The sequence below is a fragment of the Pseudarthrobacter sp. PS3-L1 genome, assembly GCF_030063285.1.
In the GTDB taxonomy this organism is placed as follows: domain Bacteria; phylum Actinomycetota; class Actinomycetes; order Actinomycetales; family Micrococcaceae; genus Arthrobacter.
In genome coordinates, this window is the sequence record NZ_JASISU010000002.1 from 612,524 (window position 1) to 634,347 (window position 21,824).

Genomic DNA, 21,824 nt, shown 5'->3' on the forward strand with positions numbered 1-21,824 from the left:
TCATGCCCGGTGTTCCTCCATCGGGGCTAAAAAGTGGTGCGGTGCTCACCGCGAGGTTCACGGTGCTGCAGCGGCAGGCTGGTCCTTTCGTGGCAAAGATTCAACATCAAAAGGCAGCAACTGATCCTGCTCATCGATCATCGTCGCTGCGTGGGCGCTGACTCGGCGCATGTAGTGCCTACGACACAGGGTTTCATACCCCACCACGTCGGCAGCCGGGCCTGTTGCATGGGCTGCGTCGGAATCCCTGGCCATGTCGACGTCACCCACCACCACCTGGGCACCTTCCACCACCATGATGCCGTTCACCGTGCGCGCATTCTGCGTGGCCCGGCGTCCACACCAGCAGAGTGCTTCTACCTGTAGGACCTGGACACGGTCAGCAAGCTCAATGAGCCGTTGGGAGCCGGGGAAGAGCCGCGTGCGGAAGTCAGCCGTGATCCCAAAGGCAAAAACGTCCAGTTCCACCTCATCAACAAGGCGCGCAAGTTGCTCAACCTGCTCTGGCGTATAGAACTGCGCCTCATCACAGATGAGATAGTCCACACGCTGGCCACGCGTGCGCCTCTCCATGACTTCGACCCAAAAGTTCGTCCGGTCACTGACTTCCACGGCGGCTTTCTGCAAGCCAAGCCTGCTGGAGATCATTGACTCTCCTGCACGGTCATTCCTGCTGAATCGGATTCCGCCCCTGCCACGGACCCGATGGTTATGGTCCATCTGCAGCGCCAGCGTGGACTTTCCGCAGTCCATGGTTCCTGAGAAAAAGACAAGCTCAGCCACGGGTGGACTTCTTTCCCTCAGCCGCGAAACAGAGCAGGGGTACCTCGCGCTCGGCCCGGGTCAGTGACCCGTGTTGTCCCACCACCTCCATGGACTCGGCCCGTACGCGGCGGGTGTCGTACAAGGCCATTGTTTCGCGGACCGCAATCATGATGTCCCCAATCCGCCCTTCAACTTCTGGGCGAACGTCCCCAAAGAGCCCGGCAGCGATACCCTCCGCACGGGTAAAGGCCCAGATTCGGTCGCCGAAGCGGTTCCGCCAGGAAGCCAGCAGTTGGGCGTGCTCCGCGGGTGTTGCGTCAGGTTCAAGGTACAGGTGCACCATCCGGGGTTCCCCGGCCGTGTGCCGGACTCGGTGTATCAATGAAGGATCCGCCGAGTAGTCGATCCGTTGTGATGCGGGAATGTCCACCATTCCATGGTCCGCAGTGACCAGAATGGTTGTCCCAGCGGGTAGGACACTGTTCAGTCGCTTGACCGTTGCATCAAATTCCTCGAGTTGGTGCTCCCACTGCGCAGATTCGGCGCCGTAGCGATGCCCGGCCTTGTCCAGGTCATTAACATAGAAGTACATCAGGGTCCTGTTGCTGGACCGCATGGCCTCTGCCGCAGCTGACGTCAGCGCATGCGGATTGCTGCCTCCAGAAAACCGGCCCCCGCGAAGCGCTGCCCGGGTCATGGCCGAGTCGCTGAACCGGGGAAGGGCCACCGTCACAACATCAACTGTTGCAGCAGACCGTTCAAGAACTGTGGGAAAGGGTTGCCACTGGAGGGGGTCGACGGCGGCATCCCAGTTCCCCAGCATATTAACCACCGTGTCGTGGTCGGGATCCACGACGTCGTAGCCCACGAGTCCGTGCTGGCCTGGCGGGAGCCCTGTGCCAAGGCTTGCGAGCGAGGAAGCGGTGGTAGACGGAAATCCAGAATCGAGCCAGGTCGGGACAACGCCCTGGCCACGCTGCTGGATGGAGCGGAGGAACGGAGTGTGCGCCGACTTCTTTCGAAGAAGGCTTCGGCCGAGCCCATCGGCAAGGACAACGCAGACACGCTGAGCTTGTGGAAGTCCCAACCGGTTGGTAAATTCCGGCACGCCGATACTTGCCGCCGCACTGGACAGAACTTCCGCAATGGACCGCTGCCCGAAAGCAGGGGCAACGGGGACATCAGCTGAAGCAGGATTACGGACGGCGTCAGTGCCAGAGGTCGACTGGTGCATCTAGCGCTGGTGCCCGCGGCTCAGGCGCGTGCCGAACACACCTGTACGGGGCCTCGGAGTGGACGGAATGTGTGCACTCGGGGCGGCAGATCCGGTATTGACGGCACGCAGGGCCCGAGCAAAAAGCTTGGCGTCCTGGACTGCTTGGGGGCCATCAGCTTCGGCGCTGATCCGCAGGACGATGTCCTCCTGGGCAATGCTGCCCGTGTACCCGTGGTCCGCTTCGCACTGCGGATCGCCACAGCTTGCGGGCCCCATGTCAAGGCGCTGTCCGCCGGACCAGGCAATAGCAAGCGTCAGTTCACGCACCGGGTCGCTCGGCTTGTAGTTCTGCGGCTGGGCATACATGTAGCTGAGCACCACGGAACGGATCTGGGCCACTGGCACTGATTCAGTGGAAATTTGGGCCACGATCTGCTCGCCGGCGTCATCAAGCTGCTGGTCATCGACGTGGGTGATCACCAACATGTCCCGGGTCAGCACCAAGACGGTGATGTGCCTGCGAACTTCGGCTCGGTCGAAATGGGTCTCCAGGTGGACCAGGTGTGCAACACAGTCACGCCCGTCCAGGGCATCGTTAACAACGTCAGCAACGAGGAGCGGATAAAAACCTGCCTGCTGCAGCGCTGTATCGAGGCTTTGGCCCTGGGCGCTGTGGGTGTGGGAGCCGTGGTGGCCTGCCGCCTTCTTGCCGCCTGCCTGCTGCGGGTCCGGCGTGGGGGGCTGTGAAGTCATAGGTCCATTTTCACAGATCAGCCGGTCACTTGCTAACTCCGGTCAGCCGCGCATGGCGCGCCGTGCGCTGTCCGTTCTGCGCGCTGGGTTGCCAATTTTGATGTCCGCCGCAAGGATGGCAAGTCCATCCGTACCGGCAAGCACGGGATTGAATTCCACCAGTGCAATTTCTGGATGGGTGTCCTTGAGGAATGTCAGCCGGGCCACGAGGTCCTCGAGTGCGGCAACGTCCACCGAGGGCAGTCCCTGGTAGCCAAAGAGTTTCTTCGAAGCCCGCGGGGCCCTGATGAAATCCCTGACATCGGATCCGGACAGTGGTGGCACGCGGTGTGCCCAATCGTCGAGCAGGTTCACAGCATCCCCCGCCATTCCGAATGACACAACGGGTCCCAGCAGTGGGTCCTCGATCGCGCGCATGACGCAGGCTTGACCGACGGGTGCCATGCTCTGGACCTCCAGCGAAGGAGAGCCATACCCGGCCAGGGCACGTCGGGTAGTCGTGATATCGCGCCGCAGCGCCTCCGCATCCTCGATGTCCAGCCGGACTCCGCCAAGGTCAAGACGATGGCGCAGGCCCGGGTCGGTGGTTTTCAGGACCACCGGCCAGCCAAGGGTTTCCGCAGCCGCAATTGCCTGATCTGCGGTGTCAAAACCCATTGAGGGAAGCACTGTGATGCCGTAGTGCCCCAGGAGGCTTGCTGTCTGCGTCTGGTCGAGAGCCAGGAGCTGCTCTCCGGTTACCTTGACCAGCAGTTGTTCCACCTCCGCCCGAGCCTCCTCGACGCGGCAGCCCTCAGGTTCCTCGAAGACACCGTGATCGCGGTCGACCCACTGCGAATAGTTCACAGCTGATGCGAGCGCGGACACTGCAGAGCCGGCATTGCTGAATCCGGGAATTCCCCGTGCGCCCGGCACTTCCGCACCCTCGGCTGGGCCAGGGCCGCCAGGGGCTGCGGCTGGGGCAGCTGCACCTAGGATTCCTTCGACATGGATGGCTGGGTCCAGTATCCCCGTGAAGGCGGCGACCACTGGTTTGCCCGCCGCGACGGCGGCCTCGGCCAGGACCGCTGCGATCTTCTCTACTGTCAGGCCCCGTGCAGGAATCAGGGCTACCACCACGGAGTCGACAGTTCGTGCGTCAAGTGCCTGGTCCAGGACGGCCCGCAGTGCGGGCAGCGCCAACGACATGCCCTGGTCAAGATCCACGTCTGGAATCATTCGGTCCACTTCAAGGCCGTGGACTGCCGCACTGTCGGCCACGACCAGGCCGAGTGCCCGGGAATTGCTGATCACGGCCACCCGCGGCCCTCGCGGGAGCGAATGTCCTGCCACTACTTCCGCCACGTCCAGCAGCTGTTCCACTGTCTGAACGCGGATGACGCCGGACTGCCGCAGCATCGCGTCCAGGGCGCCAGCGGGTGCCTGCGTGGTGCGGACGGCATGTCCAGGAGGGAGTTGCAGACCCATGGAATCGGACTTGGCGACGATGACGGGCTTGGTCCGCGCTAGGCGTCGGGCAAGCCGCGAGAACTTCCTGGGGTTGCCAATCGACTCCAAATAGAGCCCGACGGCGGTTGTGTCGGCGTCGTCCTCCCAGAACTGCATCATGTCGTTGCCGGAAACGTCAGCACGATTGCCCGCTGAAAGGAATGATGACAGGCCAAGGCTGCGCCGACTTGACGCAGCATAGAGAGCTATTCCGATGGCCGCTGACTGGCTGAAGAGGCCCAGGCTGCCCCGCGCCGGCAACGTGGGGGCCATGGAGGCGTTGAGGGAGACATCCGGATGAGTATTGACGATCCCCAGCGACGCCGGTCCAATGACCCGCATCCCGAAGGACCTAGCATTGCGCACCAGGGCCCGTTGCCGAGCCAGTCCGCGCTCGCCGTCGTCGGCAAATCCGGCACTCGCAATGACGAGGCCTTTTACCCCTGCGGCGGCGCACTCACTGACCACGCTGTCCACCTGTTCGTAGGGAACGGCAATCACGGCAAGCTGGACTGGTTCCGGAACGTCGGCCAGCGAACCGAAGGACATCATGCCGGCAAGCTCTAGCGCCTCGGGGTTGATGGCATAGACGGGTCCGGTGAACCCACCTTCAATGATGTGCTCCAGCAACTGGTACCCCACTGTCCCCCATGTGCGACTGGCGCCGATAACGGCAATGGAGCTTGGAGTCAACAGGTCCCTGACGCTGCGCGCGTCGGCGCGGTGTTCACGGGCCTCCATGACTGCAAGGGATTTCTCCGTGGGGTCGATAGTGAATTCAAGGCTGATCACACCATCGTCAAAGTGCCGCTGAACGTCGTAGCCGGCATCGGAGAACACCATCAGCATCTTGCGGTTCTCCGGCAGCACTTCAGCGGTGAACCGGCGGATTCCGTTGTCCCTGGCCGCAGCAGCAAGGTGTTCGAGGAGGATGGATCCAATGCCGCGGCCCTGGTGGGCATCGGCAATGTTGAACGCCACCTCTGCATCGGTGGGATCGTCGAGGCGGTCATAGCGGCCAATCCCCACTATCGCCCCACCGATGGTGATTACCAGGGCCACCCGATCCCTGTAGTCAACTTCCGTGAAGCGTTTGAGTTCACGGCTGCTCAGCCTTGCCTTGTAGGCAAAAAACCTCATGTAGACAGAATTCTGTGACTGCCCGGTATGGAAGAGTTGAACGGCGTCCGCGTCAGCAGGGTGGATCGGGCGCAGATGTGCAGTGCCGCCGTCGCGCAGAACGACATCCGCTTCCCAATATTCTGGATATACGCCGTCCACCGGCTGTTCCACCATAGGCTTAGCCTAGCTAAAATCTGTTCCCGCACACCCGTTTATTCGTATAAAGGATCCCTCGCCTCCATGGCCCGCCGCCAAAGCCCCACCCCCGCCGGGGATACCGGCGCGGATTTCACCGAGAACATCGTCGATATTGACGTCACCTCCGAGATGGAGGGCTCATTCCTGGAGTACGCCTATTCGGTGATCTACTCCCGCGCCCTCCCCGATGCCCGCGACGGGCTCAAGCCGGTCCAGCGCCGCATCCTGTACATGATGAGCGAGATGGGCCTGCGGCCGGACAGGGGCCATGTCAAGAGCGCCCGTGTCGTTGGCGAGGTCATGGGCAAGCTGCACCCCCACGGAGACACGGCCATCTATGACGCACTGGTGCGGATGGCACAGGACTTCTCCCTGCGGCTGCCCCTGGTGGATGGCCACGGCAACTTTGGCTCGCTCGACGACGGTCCAGCAGCTCCGCGGTACACAGAAGCACGGCTTGCAGCGGCTGCGCTGACGCTGACGGACCACTTGGATGAAGACGTTGTTGACTTCGTCCCCAACTATGACAACCAGCTGACCCAGCCTGAGGTCCTGCCTGCAGCATTCCCCAACCTCCTGGTCAACGGTGCCACGGGAATCGCCGTCGGCATGGCCACCAATATGGCTCCACACAACCTCGTGGAGGTGATTGGAGCTGCCCGCCACCTGATTGCCCACCCGGACGCCACACTTGAGGACGTGATGCGGTTTGTTCCCGGCCCGGATCTTCCCACCGGCGGGCGGATCGTGGGCCTGGACGGTATCCGTGATGCCTACGCCACCGGGCGGGGGTCCTTCAAGACCCGAGCCAAGGTGGAGATTGAACAGCTCTCGGCCCGACGCACTGGATTAGTGGTCACGGAGTTGCCGTACATGGTGGGTACGGAAAAGGTCATCGAAAAAATCAAGGATGCCGTCAACGCGAAGAAGCTGGCCGGAATCAGCGACATCGTGGACCTTACCGACCGCAAACATGGGCTGCGCCTGGTAATTGAACTCAAAAACGGCTTCAATCCGAACGCGGTGCTGCAGCAGCTGTACAGGTACTCGCCCATGGAGGATTCCTTTGGAATCAATAACGTCACACTGGTGGACGGCCAGCCACAAACGCTGGGATTGCTTCCGCTACTGACGGTCTACGTCAACCATCGCCTGGACGTGGTGCGGCGACGGACGGCCTTCAGGCTTGGAAAAAAGCAGGACCGGCTCCATCTTGTCGAAGGCCTGCTGGTGGCCATTGTCGATATTGACGAGGTCATCCAGATCATTAGGTCCTCTGACGAACCATCCGCCGCCCGCCTTCGCCTGATGTCCATCTACGACCTCACCGAGACCCAGGCAAACTACATCCTGGAACTGCGGCTCCGCCAGCTCACCCGCTTCTCGCTTATCGAACTGGAGAAGGAACGGGACGAACTCCTGCGGGAGATTGCGGAACTCGAGGCAATCTTGGGGTCCGACCAGCGCCTGCGGTCCCTGGTTTCGGACGAACTTGCTGTTGTTGCGGAAAAGTACGGCACTCCCCGGCGCACGGTACTGCTCGAATCGGAGGCCGTCTCGCCTACAGTTGCCTCCGCACTTGCAGCAGCTGGCACGGGCAAGGGCAAGGCATCTCCCCTGGCCCTGGAGATTGCGGATGATCCCTGCTGGGCCATCCTCACCGCTTCAGGACAGATAGCGCGCACCACGGGCCAGGATCCGCTGGCTGAATCCGGACCGCGTGCCAAGCACGATGTCTTCCGGTCAGTGGTCAAGACATCTGCCCGCGGAGAAATAGGCGCTGTTACCTCCAAGGGCAGGATGCTCCGCCTCCAGGTCATGGATATGCCAGCCCTGGTTCCCATGTCCGGACTGCCAAACCTGGCAGGCGGAGTACCGGCCAAAGACTTTGTCACGCTGCTGAAGAATGAAACGCTCGTCGCCTTCGTCCCCCTCGATGAGGTTCTGGCTGTTGGCACCTCGCAGGGCATCGTCAAACGTGTCCAACCGGAGTATCCACTCAACCGGGAAGACTGGGACATTATTGCCCTCAAGGACAAGGACGCCATCCTAGGCGTCGCTCCTGCTGGCAACGACGACGACCTTGCTTTCGTCACGAAACAGGGCCAGCTCCTGCGATTTGGCGCCTCCGTTGTTCGGCCGCAGGGCCGGACCGCAGGTGGCATGGCAGGTATCAAACTCGCCACCGACGACGTTGTGATCTTCTTCGGTGTTGTCGCGGCACTCGATGATGCCGCCGTCGTCGTGACCATTGCGGGAACGCAGGGCGCCCTCCCCGGCACGGCCCCGGGGACCGCCAAGGTCACAGCATTCTCGGAGTACCCGGCCAAGGGACGCGCGACAGCCGGCGTCAGGGCGCATCGCTTCCTGAAGGGGGAGGATCTCCTTCTGCTGGGGTGGGTGGGCCATGGCCCGGCAAAGGCTGCTTCCGCTGCTGGAATTGCACGTTCCCTCCCCCAGGAACACGGCAGGAGGGACGGCTCGGGCATCCCGCTGTCCCAGGCGGTGGATGCAGTTGGACCTGCCATGGCGTGGCCGGACCCTGCGCCGACGGAAGACGCTGATGCAGCAGAAACGCGCCCCGGCCTCTTCTGAGTACTGACCCCACTGGCTTTCCCCACCTTTCAGGGGCGCGCACGGCGTTTCCCCAGCGACACGCCGTCGTCCTGCTGTCTCGGCCGCCAAAGGTGGGGAATCTCAGCGGCGCCATTCATACGGTGTGGTGGTGGAGACCTTGATGAGGCCATACGCCTCGAGGATGGGCCGTGAAAACTCGGTGGAATCGCTGTGCATCAGGGTTTTGCCTAGGCGAAGTGCCGCACGCGCCCGTTCGGCAGTCAGCGCCCGGTAAATGCCCCTGCCGCGCCACGCCTCAAGGGTTGCTCCTCCCCACAGGCCAGCAAAGTCGGTGCCTGCCACAGGTTCGAGCCGGCCCGCGCTCACCACGCTCCCGTGGTGCTCAGCCACCCACAGTTCCATGCCGTCATCACGCTCCAGCCGGTGAAGCACGTCGTTGGCACGGGACTCCGATACTTCGTCGCCGAAGGCGGTGTCCTGCATTGCGCTCATGGCCCGCACATCACTTTCACCGGTGATGCGACGGAGGGTGACACCTGCGGGCAAAGGAATGTCTGCTACCAGGCCAGCCGAATGACCGATCATGATGGACTCTGGATCATCCGGGACAAAGCCGTTGCCCAGCAGCGCATCGTGAAGTCCTGGTGCTGCGTCGTGACCCCGGGACTTCCACTCGACCCTCGTCATGGCGGGGTCTTCCCCAAAGTGGTTCAGCACCTCACGTACCCATCCCTGAAGAGTGGACTTCCCGGCGCCCCCGAGATCCGCATAGGTAACAAAGCCTCGTCCACCAGCGAAAGTCACCAACCGTAACGGGCCTAGTTGCTTGATCTTGAGGGCACTTGGGGTTTCGGCATCGGTACGGAGTTGGCTGTCATATGCGTGGAGGAACTCGGCCCTGCGCGCGTCCTGAGGGGTATGCATCGTGTGCCACGCTAACAGCAGAACGGGAAAGTCCGGCTCCCGTAACAAGGTCTTCGCCCTGGTTTATGAGAACGCCACACCCCTTAGACTTCTGGCATGCCAATCACTCCTGATCAGAAGGACTGGACCTGGGTCCTGTCCCGCCCTTGCCCGGACTGCGCCTTTGACGTTGCGACGGCCACCCCTGCCACTGTTCCAGGCATTATCAAGAGCTTGCTTCCGCGGTGGCGGGCGGCACTCCGACGTCCGGACGCAGCTCAGCGCTCCACCCCAGATTCTTGGTCAGTGCTTGAGTACGCAGCGCACGTCCGCGATGTGTTTGCGCTTTTTGACCAGCGGCTACACCTCATGCTTGACGTCGACAACGCCGAGTTCGCCGACTGGGATCAGGATGCGGCGGCACTGGATAGCGGATACGCATCCGCAGATCCTGCGGTGGTCAGTGCGGAGCTGACCGCGGAAGGGGAACAGATCGCCGCGTCATTTGCCGCAGCACCGGAATCAGAGTGGTCCAGGACAGGAAGACGCAGCAACGGCTCTGCCTTCACAGTCCTGACGTTCTCGCAGTACCTCCTGCACGACGTGGTGCACCACACACACGACATCGACGCCTAAGTACCGGCGCTCACGCCACGTGAGCCAACCGGAGCAACTGGTCGTCGCTGCTGATGTCCGCGGCGTTGTGCGTCACGAGGATTACCGTGCGGTTGTTGAGTCCGCGCCGGAGATCATGCAGCATGGTCTCCCCAATCTCGGCGTCCAGGTGTGCTGTGGGCTCGTCGAGAAGCACGACGTCGGCGCCCGACATCAGCGTTCGGGCCACCGCAAGCCGTTGCCGTTCGCCGCCGCTGAGGAACGCACCGCCCGGACCGATTCGGGTGTCGAGTCCTTGCGGCAGCCGGCGCAGCAGGCTCGACAGGCCAACGCATGCGAGCGCATCGCGCATGGCCGGTTCCAATGCCGCGGATCCACCACCTGCACCTGGTTCACAGGCAACAAGGAGGTTGCCGCGGATCGTGGAATCGAACAGATGGGCTTCCTGTGGACACCATGCTGCCCGCCCCGTGACCTGCACCGATCCAGCAGCTGGCGCGAGGAAGCCAAGCAGTACTGAAAGAAGCGTCGACTTCCCTGAACCGGAAGGCCCCGTGACTGCGAGCCAGCGCCCAGGTTCCACTGTGGCATTGAGTCCCCTAAAGACGGGTTCCCCTCCCGACCACGCTGCGGAGAGGTGCGACAGCTTCACGCCCTCGGATCCACCGTTGAGCGGCGCAACGGGAACCAACCCGTCGCCGTCGGCCGCGTGCTCACGCTCAAAAACTCCGGCAGCGGCCATGCGTCGCGTGACAGCCCGCAGTGCAGGGAACTGCCGCACTGCTGTTGTCATCCCAGCGTAGGATTCCACAAGTGCCAACTGCATGAGGACAACAACTGCGGCTATTTCCGGGGCAATGCTGCCGTCGGCAATCCCTGGCCCGGCGAGGAACAGGCTCAGCAGTGCCGCGCCACCGCATGCTGCAACGGTGATGCCCTGGCCCAGGCCTTCGGCCCACGCAGTACGCTGCGTGGCGGCAGTTGCTTCCCGGTCCGCTTTTCGGAGCCGGGCAAGGATTGTGGGCGCAACAGCGTTGACCTGCAGTGCCGCGCGGCCATCGAGAGCCGAAGAAATACGCCGCAGGACGCCTTGCCGCAGGAGCTGCTCCTGGACGGCAGCCCGACGGTCAGCAACGAGGGACACTACGGGAGCCACCAGCAGGCTCAGGATCAGCGCTCCCACCGTCGCAGGCAGTGCCGCTGGAACGAGAAGCGCAGTGGTGATGACGGCGGCGGCACCCACGCCCAGCGCTGTCACGGGGGGCAACGCCACGCGGGGAATCAGGTCACGGACAGTGTCTACGTCGTCAATGACGGTACCCAGCACGCTCCCACCCTGCAAAAGACGACGCAGTGACAGGGCCCGCCGGCTCAGGGATTCCCAGAGCCTGCCACGGAGAGTTGTTAGGGCCGAAAAGACAGCGTCGTGGAGGACAAGTCGCTCCGTGTATCTCAGGACAGCCCGGCCAATACCAAAGAACCTCACACCAACTATTGCCGTAAGCAGGTAGAGGATGGGCGGTTGCTCTGACGCCCTGATGATCAACCACCCCGAGAGGCCAGAAAGCGCGACGGCGAACAGCGCTGCCAGGGTGCCCAGGAGCCCTGCCAGCAGGAACTTTGCCCGCACCGGAGCCAACAGGCGGCGCAGAATGGTCACGGTACCCAGGCCTGCGCTGGCAGGCAGGTTCCCCGGCGCCACGTCGTCGGAGCCTGCCGAGGCGGCTAGGACCGTCTGTGGGACATCGTGCGCATCGCCTGTTGTCACACCGGCCAGGCTACTGGTGGCCACGTCAGCGTGTGGACGTACAGCGGTGGTGCCGCGGGCACTGGCGCCCACCCACTCGCTGCGCCCGACGCGGGCGCTTGCATGGGCAGCAACTCCGAGGGGCAACCCCGCGCCGACGCTCACTGTCCGGTCCGCGATCTCGCGCGTCGCGGAATCGTGTGCAATGAGGATGGTTGTCACACGTCCGCGGAGGGTTTCGATGGTAGTCCGGAGCAGCGTAGCTGACGCATCGTCAAGGTGCGCAGTCGGCTCGTCAAGGAGTAGGAGCGTGGCACCGGCATGGATCCGGGCCAGCCCACAGGCGAACGCCACCCGACGTAGTTCCCCGGGGCTCAGTTCAGCAGGGTGCTTGTGTGCCAGATGACCAGCAGCAGCAGCTTCGAGGCACTGCTGCGCGGTCGCGGCAGAGATTGCCGATTCATGGGCCGCAGCCCCTACTCCCACGTGAGTGTCGGCACTGGCAAGGTAGAGCTGTACTTCCTCCAGTGCGCTGTCTTCGACCAGGACGGGATGCTGCGGAACATAGGCGATCCGTTGACGGTCCACTCCGGTCAGGGCACCCACCACGGTGGTCCCCGTTCCCCCGCGCACAGCCCCGGCCAGCACCGCTAAGACAGTACTCTTGCCAACGCCGCTGGGCCCGTCGAGGGCTGTGACAAGTCCAGCAGGGGCGCTGAAATCCAAGGGCCCCACCGCGGCGGCCTGCCGTCCGGGGTACGTCACGCTCAGGCCGACGGCGGTGATCGCCCTTGGCGCCGAGTCGCCGGCAGTCCTGCGGGAGGGATGGGCGATGGGCAATGCCAGGGGCTCCGGAGCTTCAGTTGTGGCGCGGGCGGCAGACAGAGCTGCCCTGCCATCATCGCTGGCATGGTGAGCGGTACCGAGCTCCCGCAGTGGCAGGTAGCAGTCAGGAGCAAGGATCAATGCCAGCAGCCCTGCCTCAAGGGGCATATCCCCATGGACCAACCGCACTCCGATGAAGACGGCTACGACTGCGACCGACAGGGTCGAGATCAGTTCCAGCGCCAACGCCGACAGGAATGCGGTCCGGAGGGTACCCATGGTCTTGTCCCGATAGTCCCCCGAGATGTCTTCCAACGCCTGTCGCTGCGCGCTCGCACGGCCAAGCCCAACCAGGACCGGGAGGCCCTTCGCCAATTCGAGCATGTGGCTGGAAAGCCGGGACAGCGCTGCCTGCGCGTCGCTGACCTTGTCCTCTGTGTAGCGTCCGATCAACACCATGAACAGTGGAACCAGCGGCACTGTTAGTACCACCACCAGGGCGCTGACCCAGTCAGCGAAAAGGATCCGGACACCGATCAGGAGGGGGATCGTCGCACAGTTGACCAACGCCGGGAGGAACTGTGTGTAGTAATTGTCCAGCGCATCCAGGCCCCGTGTGGCCAGGACTGCCAGGCCGCCGTCGCGCCCTCCACCGTCCCCCGGCGCGTCCCGCAGTGCCCGCGAAAGAAGGCTGGCCCGCAGTTCTTCCTTGACCCCGAGGGCTGCCCGGCGAGCTGCCACGCCCTGTGCCCATACGGTCACGGCCCGCAGGAGTACTCCAGCGGCGCCAAGATACATCTGGGCCTGCCAGTCCAGGACCGGGCCAACAGAGCCCGCTTCAGCGACTGCACTGCTGGCCAGGCTGGACAACAGTGAAGCGACTGCCTGGGCCATGAGGACCAGAGACAGCGCCTTCAACGCGGCAATCAGGCCCAGGATGTAAAGGGCTGCCCGCGCTGCGGGACCCTTGGGAAGTTCAGGACGCACGGAAAAATCAGTCTTTCTTTAGGAGTGCTTTGGCAGCAATGGCCGGTAAGAAACTATGGGCTTCCGGGATATGGGCCGCGCTGACACGACGGCGGAACACCCAGTAGGTCCAGGACTGGTAGGCGATCACCAGGGGTAGTCCTACGGCCGCCACAATGCTCATCAGTCCCAGGGTGTAGTCAGACGAGGAGGCATTGCTGATGGTGAGGTTGAAAGCGGGATCGAGCGTCGAGGGCAGGACCACAGGGAAAGCCGCACCGAAGATTGCCCCGGTTGAACCCACCAGCGCGATACCGAGAAGGACAAAAGCTTTGCCTTCGGCGCCCTTTCGCTCGGCAGACCATGCAGCCGCAGCGGCTATAACCGCACCCATCAGAACCAACCAGGTCCAGAGTGTGCCAGTCAGGAGCTGGACGCTCACAGCCCACCCCACCAGGGGAACCAGAAGAGCCGGCAGGAGCCTGACAAACCACCGACGTGCCCGGACACGGATCTCGCCGTCTGTCTTGAGCGCCAGGAAAGCAAGCGCATGGATCAGGGAAAAACCAACGACGCCGAGACCACCGAGCAGCGCATAGCCACTGAACCAGGCAAGCGGACCACCCTCGCGGTCGCCGTTGGCATTCAGCGGCAGGCCCGTGGTGGTCAAGGCCAACGCCGCGCCAACACCGAACGCTGCAAAGAATGAGCCAAGGGCAATGGCCCAGTCCCAGCGGTTCCGCCACTGCCGCGTATTGATTTTGCCGCGATATTCGAACGCCACTGCTCGGAAGATAAGGGCTGCAAGAACCACCAGGAGTGGGAGGTAGAGTGCAGAAAAGAGGGAGGCGTACCACATTGGAAAGGCCGCGAAGGTTGCGCCCGCCGCTGTCAGAAGCCAGACTTCGTTTCCATCCCAGACCGGACCGACAGTGTTGAGCAGGACTCGACGCTCGGTGTTGTTGCGGGCAAAGAGCTTCATGAGCATGCCGACGCCAAGATCGAATCCCTCAAGGAAGAGGTAGCCGGTCCAGAGCACCGCAATGGCGATAAACCAGATGGTGGGGAGTAGTTCCATACTGTAGTCCTATGCCGTTCTGTTGAGCTGTGCAGTGACCGGACGGATCTTCTGGGTACGTGGGCCATCACGCACTGGGTCAGTAGGCGAAGGCAAGGACATCGTCACCCTCCTTGGCGTTGCGGCCACTTGCTCCGGGGTCATCCTCATCCTCAGTACCGTCATGGCCACCGGATGCGTCCCCGCCGTGAGCGAGTTCGGGCATTGCCGAAACGACACCGCCCCTCACGTAGGTGACAAGGAGCTTGACCTCCACCACCAGGAGCACACCGTAGATCGTCGCGAGCACCACCAGCGAGGTGAGTAACTCCCCTGCTGTAACGCCAGGGGACACCGCAGCCGCAGTAAACATGAAGACCTGGTCTATTCCGTTCATGTCAGGATTGGGAGCCACCACAAAGGGCTGGCGCCCCATCTCGGTAAAGATCCAGCCTGCCGCGTTGGCCCCGAAGGGGGCCATGATGCCAAGAACAGCGAGACGCATCAGCCAGGGCGATGCTGGCACGGTGCCCTTACGTGTGATCCAGAGCGCCACAAGCGCTGCTAGGGCAGCCAGCCCGCCGAAGCCGATCATGGCTCGGAAACCCCAGTAGGTGACTTCCATGACCGGAACGTAGTCGATTTCCTGGCCCGCACGCTCGCCGTAGATCGGGTTGTCCGGCAGATTGGTTCCATAATCGGCCTTGTACTGGTCCAGCAGACTGTTGACACCCTGGACCTCGGTGGTGAAGTCGCCCTTGGCCAGGAAGGAGAGGATTCCGGGAACCTCGATAAGGGCCTTGATGTCATCACAGTTCTTGGAACCGAGGTTGCCAACGCTGAGAATGGAGAAGCCGGTACCGTCATGGCAGGCCGCCTCGGCCGCAGCCATCTTCATGGGCTGCTGTTCGAACATCAGTTTGCCCTGCACATCTCCGGTAATAGCGGTGCCTGCAAAGGAGATCATGGCAACCACTGCACCGATCCGAAGGGACCGGATCCAGACGGTATGGTCGCCCTTATCCCGCCCAGGAGTGGTACTGGATCCGGGAACGACCTTCCCATCGGGACCAACAGTGTCGATCCCGTCCTTGCGACGGCGCCACAGGTGATACCACGAGATGCCGAGGAGGAAACCGCCAGCAACGGCCAAGGCGCCAAGGATAGTGTGCGGGACGGCCACTAGGGCCGTGTTGTTGGTGAAGACTGCCCAGGCGTCCGTCATGACGGGTCGGCCATCGATCATCTCAACACCAACCGGGTGCTGCATCCAACTGTTGGCCACGATGATGAAGTAGGCGGAGAATACGGAGCCAATCACCGCAATCCACAGGCACGCCAGGTGAACCTTGGGTTTCAGCTGCTTCCAGCCGAAGATCCACAGGCCCAGGAAGGTCGATTCAACGAAGAAGGCCAGAAGCGCTTCGAGAGCCAGGGGGGCACCGAAAACATCTCCTACGAACCGGCTGTATTCGCTCCAGGCCATCCCGAACTGGAACTCCTGGACGATGCCCGTGGCAACACCCATGATGAAGTTGATCAGGAACAGCTTGCCCCAAAACTTGGTCATCCGCAGGTACTCCTGCTTGCCGGTACGCACCCATGCGGTCTGGATGACAGCGACCACGAGGCCTAGGCCGATGGTCAGCGGCACCATCATGAAGTGGTAGACGGTAGTAATTCCGAATTGCCACCGGGCAATTTCCAAGGCGTCCAAGGCGGTCCCAACTGTTGGCGGGGTTTCTTCAGTTTGAATTCTACAGAACGTAGAAATCAACTTCTGCCGAGTGTAGAACACATGAAGTATCCCAGCGAAATCCAACCGCCACTAGGGTCCAACGACTCATAAGGCACCGGCGTTAGTTCTACTGAACGTAGAAACACGCGCGAAAACCCTGTAAAGTTTGGTGAAGTATTTAAGAACGATGACGGCCGGACATCAGCAGGCGGCCGCTGGAACCGAAAGAAGAATCGAATGGCAAGCCTTGGGGATCTGGAAAGAGCGGTCATGGACCTCCTGTGGGCTGGTCGTGAAGCGGCCACAGCAAACACCCTGCGCGATCAACTTGCGCAAACCTCGGTTGCCGTCGGAGGAACTGCCGGACACGAGGGCAAGGAACTTGCCGTCACCACGGTGTTGACGGTTCTTTCCCGGCTGGAGAAAAAAGGCTTGGTCGAACGGGAGCGCGGAATGCGCCCGCACCGCTACCAGGCCGTCTCAAGCAGGGCTGACCACACTGCCGAACTCATGCACGAAGTCTTGGGCTCCGCTCCAGACCGGGAGGCGGTCCTCGCCCGTTTCATTGGCTCCGTCACCTCGACCGAAGCGGAGACCCTGCGTAAGCTCCTGGGTCGCGACTGACCGACCATGTTCTGGACCTCATATCTTCTGGCGGTCCTCGCGATAGCGCTGGCATGGCCAGTGCCTATCATGCTCTCCCGTGCGCAGTGGCCCGCACGGGCGCCCTTCACCGCCATGATTCTTTGGCAAACCATCGCCTTGGCGGGTGGTTTGTCAATGATTGGCGCAATGCTTGTTTACGGTCTCGAACCTGCGGGCGAAAACCTCATTGCCGGAGTGCGTGCCGTCGCCGGCATGGTCTTGTTCAACGCTCCCACCACAGTTCTGGGCTTCTGGCACATCTTTGCCCTCTCGGCAGCAGCGTTGTTGACTGTCCATCTTCTTTTCACACTGCTGCTGACGTACCTGCGCATCCAAAGGCAACGCGGTAGGCATCGGGAACTCCTCGACCTCCTGGCCAAGCCGACCGCAGACGGTTCAGCGACCATGGTCATCAACCACGACTCTCCGGTGGCTTACTGCCTACCCGGAGGTGCGAGGTCCGTGACTGTCCTTTCCGATGGGCTCATGTCCGCACTGGAGCCTGACGAACTGCGGGCCGTCCTGCGCCATGAAAATGCCCACCTGAGCCAGCGACATCACCTGCTGCTTTGGGCATTTGCCGCCTGGCGTCAGGCCCTGCCATGGCTGCCAACGACCCGGCTTGCACAGGACGCAGTCAACTCCCTGATCGAGATGCTGGCTGATGACGTGGCCCTTAAGACGGAGAGCAAGGCGTCCCTAATCAAAGCTATTGCGATAGTGGCCAGTGCGCCAGAACGCGCGAAGGCGGCTGCACGCTTCGCACAATCCGGACCTGACGCCCAAGAGCGCACTGACACCCTCTCGCCTGCGGTCGGTTACCCGGCGTCCCCGTCGCTAGAGCTCATGCAAGCGTCGGATTCCGCGCGGACCACAGCGTCCCGGGTGAGTCGTCTTTTGTCCCCGCAGGAGCCTCTGGCGCCAGTCACCACAGGTGCTGTGCTGCTCCTGTGCGGGATGCTGCTGGCCGTCCCGACGGCACTCCTGATTGTGCCGGGCCTGCTCGGCTGACACTGCTTGCGCCGTGAGTGGTGGGCCAGCAGCTGGACCCCCTCCCCCAATCTTGGAATAGTGTCGAGCCGTCCCTCATCTCAGGCGTCGATGCGCTCTCGGTCCAGGCCAGCGGCACCAGCGATGATGAAGTCCTTGCGAGGGGCAACATCTGATCCCATCAAAAGATCAAACATTGATTCAGCCTGCTGGGCGTTTTCTATGTTCACCTTGCGCAGCATGCGATGGCGGGGGTCCATGGTGGTCTCGGCCAGTTGCTCTGCGTCCATTTCGCCGAGGCCCTTGTACCGCTGGATGGGCTCCTTATAGCGCTTTTTTTCTTTGACAAGCCGCTTGAGTAGCGTGTGAAGTTCCGACTCAGAGTAGGTATAGATCATCTCGTTTGCCTTCTGACCGGAGTTAATGACCTCTACCCGGTGCAGCGGCGGGACAGCGGCGTACACGCGACCATCATCGATCATCGGACGCATGTAACGGAAGAACAGCGTCAGGAGAAGTGTCCTGATGTGCGCGCCATCGACGTCGGCGTCTGTCATGAGAATCACTTTCCCATAGCGGGCAGCCGCAATGTCGAAGCTGCGGCCTGAACCAGCACCCACCACCTGAATCAGCGCGGCACATTCGGCATTGGAAAGCATGTCCCCCACCGATGCCTTCTGTACGTTCAGGATCTTGCCTCGAATCGGAAGCAGGGCTTGAAAATCCGAGGACCGAGCGCGCCGGGCAGTGCCCAGCGCCGAGTCACCCTCGACTATAAACAGTTCAGATCTAAGAACATCGTCCGTGCGGCAGTCGGCAAGCTTGGTAGGCATGGACGAGGTCTCCAACGCATTCTTTCGACGTTGGGTTTCCTTATGCACTCGCGCCGAAATACGCGATTTCATCTCGGCGACGATTTTCTCGAGCAGCTGTGCGCTTTGCGCCTTGTCGGCACGCTGCGCGGAGCCGAGCTTGGCAGTGATTTCCTGCTCAACAACGCGGGATACGATGGCCCGAACGGCTGAGGTGCCAAGGATTTCCTTCGTCTGGCCCTCAAACTGCGGCTCGGCAAGGCGGACTGTCAGTACCGCCGTCAGGCCGGCAAAAATGTCATCCTTGTCAATCTTGTCGTTCCCCGCTTTGAGTTTGCGGGCGTTGGCTTCAACTGCCTTGCGGAACGTCTTGACAAGGGCCTGCTCAAAACCGGACTGGTGCGTGCCGCCCTTCGGGGTAGAAATAATGTTCACGAAGCTGCGCACAGTTGTGTCGTAACCTATTCCCCAGCGCAGCGCTATATCAACTTCGCAGTCCCGTTCAATTTCGGCCAGTTCGCTGTGACCTTTGTCGTCGAGGACAGGGACCGTCTCCTTGAACTTGCCGGAACCATGCAGGCGCCAGACATCAGTAACTCCTGCATCGATGGCCAGGAAGTCGACAAATTCCGAGAGCCCCCCGTCGTGGTGGAAAACTTCCTCATGCGGACCAGCCTCCCCGGGCGTCCCCGGGACTCGGCGTTCATCGCGCACTGTAATTTTGAGTCCGGGGACGAGGAAGGAAGTCTGACGGGCCCGGGAGGCGAGTTCGTCATAGGAGAATTTGGCATCCTTCGTGAAGATCTGCCGGTCAGCCCAGTAACGAATCCTGGTTCCGGTCACCCCTCGCTTGGGCTTCCCCGCGATGTCCAGCACTGAATCATCCACAAAGGGAACGAACTCCGCCGCAGGATCTGCGCGCCGGCCAGCGTCCTGGAACCGGCCTGGCTCACCGCGGCGGAAGGACATCCGGTAAGTCTTACTGCCCCTGTCGACCTCAACGTCCAAACGTGCCGACAGTGCATTCACCACTGACGCACCAACACCGTGAAGGCCACCGGAGGCAGTGTAGGAACCCCCGCCGAACTTTCCGCCGGCGTGGAGCTTCGTGAAAACCACCTCAACACCCGTCAGGCCGGTCTTCGGCTCCTTGTCAATCGGAATGCCACGACCGTCGTCGTGGATTTCCACGGAATTGTCGGCATGCAGGATCACCTTGATGTCATGACCAAATCCTGCCAGCGCCTCGTCAACAGAGTTGTCGATGATCTCCCACAGGCAGTGCATGAGACCTCGGGAGTCAGTGGAACCGATGTACATGCCCGGTCGCTTCCGAACAGCCTCAAGACCCTCCAGGACAGAGAGGTGCCGTGCAGTGTAATCAGAACTTGGTGCCACGTCGGGGTGCGCTCCTTTGGTACGTCAATCTTGGCCCGTAGGGGCTGTACCAAGCCTAGTCGGCAGCGGGCCTGGACTCTTGTCGCAACACCGGCAACCCCCGGCTCGGACACCGTCGTTACGGACACGTGATACGCGGACAGCGAAAGTCGGCCATCCGTAGCCTAGTCTGACTCCGAATGCTGGTTATATAGAGGAACAGATCTACTGAGGAGGCCGAAATGACAGCAGCAATTGCGGACCGCATGCTCAATGCACTGGACCGGTGCGATCGTTGTGGAGCACAGGCATATGTCCGTGTTGTACTTGAGTCCTCCGGCGGTGAGCTGCTCTTCTGCGGCCACCACGCCCGTTCAGTCGAAGCGAAGCTCAAGCCGCTGAGCTCCGACTGGCACGACGAGACCGGCAGGCTCCACGAAAAGGAACCGGTCTCAGCCGACTGATTTCACGACACAGGCCACAATGCAGCATTGAGCTGCAGAGCAGGGTATCCCCAGAGGGGATGCCCTGCTTTTTTGTGTGTTCAAGAGTGTCTAGTGCCACACGTCGGGCAAGGACACGACACTGGCCGTGTAATAAACGAACCAAAAAAAGAGGCACCCTTCACAATGTGAAGAGTGCCTCCCGACGAAACATTGTTCAGCTCTCAGTCCAGGTAGTCGCGCAGTACCTGAGAGCGTGAAGGATGGCGGAGCTTAGACATAGTCTTTGATTCGATCTGGCGGATGCGTTCCCGCGTTACACCATAGACCTTGCCGATTTCGTCTAAAGTCTTCGGCTGTCCGTCAGTGAGCCCGAACCGCATGGCCACCACACCGGCCTCACGCTCGGATAGCGTGTCCAGGACCGAGTGGAGCTGCTCCTGCAGGAGGGTGAAGCTCACTGCGTCTGCCGGGACCACTGCCTCAGAGTCCTCGATGAGGTCACCGAACTCGGAGTCGCCGTCTTCACCAAGGGGTGTATGGAGCGAAATGGGTTCCCGACCGTACTTCTGGACCTCGACGACCTTCTCGGGGGTCATGTCCAGCTCAAGAGCGAGCTCTTCCGGTGTTGGTTCGCGTCCCAGGTCCTGAAGCATCTGGCGCTGCACACGGGCAAGCTTGTTGATGACCTCGACCATGTGGACGGGAATACGGATAGTACGCGCCTGGTCTGCCATGGCGCGGGTGATTGCCTGGCGGATCCACCACGTGGCATACGTGGAAAACTTGAATCCCTTGGTGTAGTCAAACTTCTCAACAGCGCGGATCAGCCCGAGGTTACCCTCCTGGATGAGGTCAAGGAACAACATTCCACGGCCTGTGTAGCGCTTGGCGAGGGAAACAACAAGGCGAAGGTTCGCTTCCAGGAGGTGATTTTTTGCACGCTTGCCGTCGTGGATGATGAATTCGAGCTCACGCTTGAACTTCGGATCCATCGCGCCGTCGTCTGCAGCAATCTTCTCCTCGGCAAACAGCCCGGCCTCGATGCGGAGGGCAAGGTCGACTTCCTGCTCAGCGTTCAGCAGGGCGACCTTGCCGATCTGCTTCAGGTAGTCCTTTACAGGATCCGCCGTGGCGCCTGCGGACATGACCTGCTGCACGGGGGCATCGTCGTCATCCGCATCGGAGTAGACGAAGCCCTTCCCCGTAGCCGCGGCAGCAGCCTTGGCACCGGCAAGATCGGAGTCCTCGGCAGGCTCGGAACCATCCGGCCCCAGGTCGTCCTGGTCTTCGTCGGAGTCATCATCAGCGGCTTTACCTGCTGCCTCAGCAGCTGCCTTTGCGCCAGGCTTTGGGCCGCGCTTCTTGGGCGCAGGCTTCGCATCGCCGCCGGCGCCATCGCCAGCAGCTTCGCGGATAGCTTTGTTTGCCGCCCTTGTGGCAGCACGCTTGGCGTTCGTCGCGGCTTGCTTCTCCTCAGGGGACAGCTCAGTCTGGTCGGTAGATTCCGTCTTCGCGGAAGAGGGGGTCACAGAAAACCTTTCTAGCAGCGGTCTGTGGATCGCCGTACGGGCAACACCACTATGA

The 21,824-nt window shown here is 61.8% G+C and carries 15 protein-coding genes; 5 read left to right on the forward strand and 10 right to left on the reverse strand.

All coding sequences use genetic code 11. From position 1 onward, the window contains the following. Nucleotides 1-57: 57 nt before the first annotated feature. Genes QMG79_RS07255 through QMG79_RS07270 form a run of 4 tightly spaced genes read right to left on the reverse strand, consistent with a single transcriptional unit; the run spans nucleotide 58 to nucleotide 5,518 of the window. The gene (locus QMG79_RS07255; protein WP_283537887.1) at nucleotides 58-783 is read right to left on the reverse strand and encodes a thymidine kinase; all 726 of its coding nucleotides are present in this window, start codon (nucleotides 781-783) and stop codon (nucleotides 58-60) included. Continuing rightward, nucleotides 776-1,999: an alkaline phosphatase family protein gene (locus QMG79_RS07260; protein ID WP_283537888.1), complete on the reverse strand. Its 1,224-nt coding sequence runs from the start codon at nucleotides 1,997-1,999 to the stop codon at nucleotides 776-778. Before QMG79_RS07260 ends, QMG79_RS07255 begins: the two co-directional genes overlap by 8 nt. Next, nucleotides 2,000-2,734, reverse strand: a complete 735-nt coding sequence (locus QMG79_RS07265; RefSeq protein ID WP_283537889.1) for a DUF5998 family protein — start codon at nucleotides 2,732-2,734, stop codon at nucleotides 2,000-2,002. Between the two features lie 42 nt (nucleotides 2,735-2,776). Then, on the reverse strand, nucleotides 2,777-5,518 hold the full coding sequence (locus tag QMG79_RS07270; protein WP_283537890.1) for a bifunctional acetate--CoA ligase family protein/GNAT family N-acetyltransferase: 2,742 nt from the start codon (nucleotides 5,516-5,518) through the stop codon (nucleotides 2,777-2,779). Nucleotides 5,519-5,584: 66 nt separating this feature from the next. On the opposite strand from QMG79_RS07270, the gene QMG79_RS07275 reads away from it, so the two are divergent. Continuing rightward, complete coding sequence (locus QMG79_RS07275) at nucleotides 5,585-8,137, forward strand: DNA gyrase/topoisomerase IV subunit A (RefSeq protein ID WP_283537891.1); 2,553 nt, start codon at nucleotides 5,585-5,587, stop codon at nucleotides 8,135-8,137. A gap of 102 nt (nucleotides 8,138-8,239) precedes the next feature. On the opposite strand, the gene QMG79_RS07280 is transcribed toward QMG79_RS07275, so the two are convergent. Next, nucleotides 8,240-9,043 carry a GNAT family N-acetyltransferase gene (locus tag QMG79_RS07280; protein ID WP_283537892.1) on the reverse strand — a complete coding sequence of 268 codons (804 nt, stop codon included), beginning with the start codon at nucleotides 9,041-9,043 and terminating at the stop codon, nucleotides 8,240-8,242. A gap of 96 nt (nucleotides 9,044-9,139) precedes the next feature. Here QMG79_RS07280 and QMG79_RS07285 point away from each other — a divergent pair, with 96 nt between their 5' ends. Beyond that, complete coding sequence (locus tag QMG79_RS07285) at nucleotides 9,140-9,658, forward strand: DinB family protein (RefSeq protein ID WP_283537893.1); 519 nt, start codon at nucleotides 9,140-9,142, stop codon at nucleotides 9,656-9,658. A gap of 10 nt (nucleotides 9,659-9,668) precedes the next feature. Here QMG79_RS07285 and cydD read toward each other — a convergent pair whose 3' ends face one another. From cydD to QMG79_RS07300, 3 genes are all read right to left on the reverse strand, one after another. Then, entirely contained in the window at nucleotides 9,669-13,196 is a 3,528-nt protein-coding gene (gene cydD / locus QMG79_RS07290) for a thiol reductant ABC exporter subunit CydD (protein WP_283537894.1), read from the reverse strand. Between the two features lie 7 nt (nucleotides 13,197-13,203). Next, a complete protein-coding gene (cydB, locus tag QMG79_RS07295) occupies nucleotides 13,204-14,253 on the reverse strand; it encodes a cytochrome d ubiquinol oxidase subunit II (RefSeq protein WP_283537895.1) in 1,050 nt (349 codons plus the stop codon). A gap of 79 nt (nucleotides 14,254-14,332) precedes the next feature. Next, nucleotides 14,333-15,949 carry a cytochrome ubiquinol oxidase subunit I gene (locus QMG79_RS07300; protein ID WP_283537896.1) on the reverse strand — a complete coding sequence of 539 codons (1,617 nt, stop codon included), beginning with the start codon at nucleotides 15,947-15,949 and terminating at the stop codon, nucleotides 14,333-14,335. A gap of 258 nt (nucleotides 15,950-16,207) precedes the next feature. Between QMG79_RS07300 and QMG79_RS07305 the strand changes: the two genes are divergently transcribed. Both QMG79_RS07305 and QMG79_RS07310 read left to right on the forward strand, forming a co-directional pair. Continuing rightward, nucleotides 16,208-16,594, forward strand: coding sequence for a BlaI/MecI/CopY family transcriptional regulator (locus QMG79_RS07305; RefSeq protein WP_283537897.1), 387 nt, complete (start codon nucleotides 16,208-16,210; stop codon nucleotides 16,592-16,594). 6 nt (nucleotides 16,595-16,600) lie between these two features. After that, nucleotides 16,601-17,626, forward strand: a complete 1,026-nt coding sequence (locus QMG79_RS07310; RefSeq protein ID WP_283537898.1) for a M56 family metallopeptidase — start codon at nucleotides 16,601-16,603, stop codon at nucleotides 17,624-17,626. Between the two features lie 80 nt (nucleotides 17,627-17,706). Here the strand turns inward: QMG79_RS07310 and QMG79_RS07315 are convergent, their stop codons facing one another. Continuing rightward, nucleotides 17,707-19,815, reverse strand: coding sequence for a DNA gyrase/topoisomerase IV subunit B (locus tag QMG79_RS07315; protein ID WP_283537899.1), 2,109 nt, complete (start codon nucleotides 19,813-19,815; stop codon nucleotides 17,707-17,709). Nucleotides 19,816-20,036: 221 nt separating this feature from the next. Between QMG79_RS07315 and QMG79_RS07320 the strand changes: the two genes are divergently transcribed. After that, nucleotides 20,037-20,258 carry a DUF7455 domain-containing protein gene (locus tag QMG79_RS07320; RefSeq protein WP_283537900.1) on the forward strand — a complete coding sequence of 74 codons (222 nt, stop codon included), beginning with the start codon at nucleotides 20,037-20,039 and terminating at the stop codon, nucleotides 20,256-20,258. Nucleotides 20,259-20,461: 203 nt separating this feature from the next. On the opposite strand, the gene QMG79_RS07325 is transcribed toward QMG79_RS07320, so the two are convergent. Beyond that, nucleotides 20,462-21,769 carry an RNA polymerase sigma factor gene (locus QMG79_RS07325; protein WP_283537901.1) on the reverse strand — a complete coding sequence of 436 codons (1,308 nt, stop codon included), beginning with the start codon at nucleotides 21,767-21,769 and terminating at the stop codon, nucleotides 20,462-20,464. Nucleotides 21,770-21,824 lie beyond the last annotated feature (55 nt).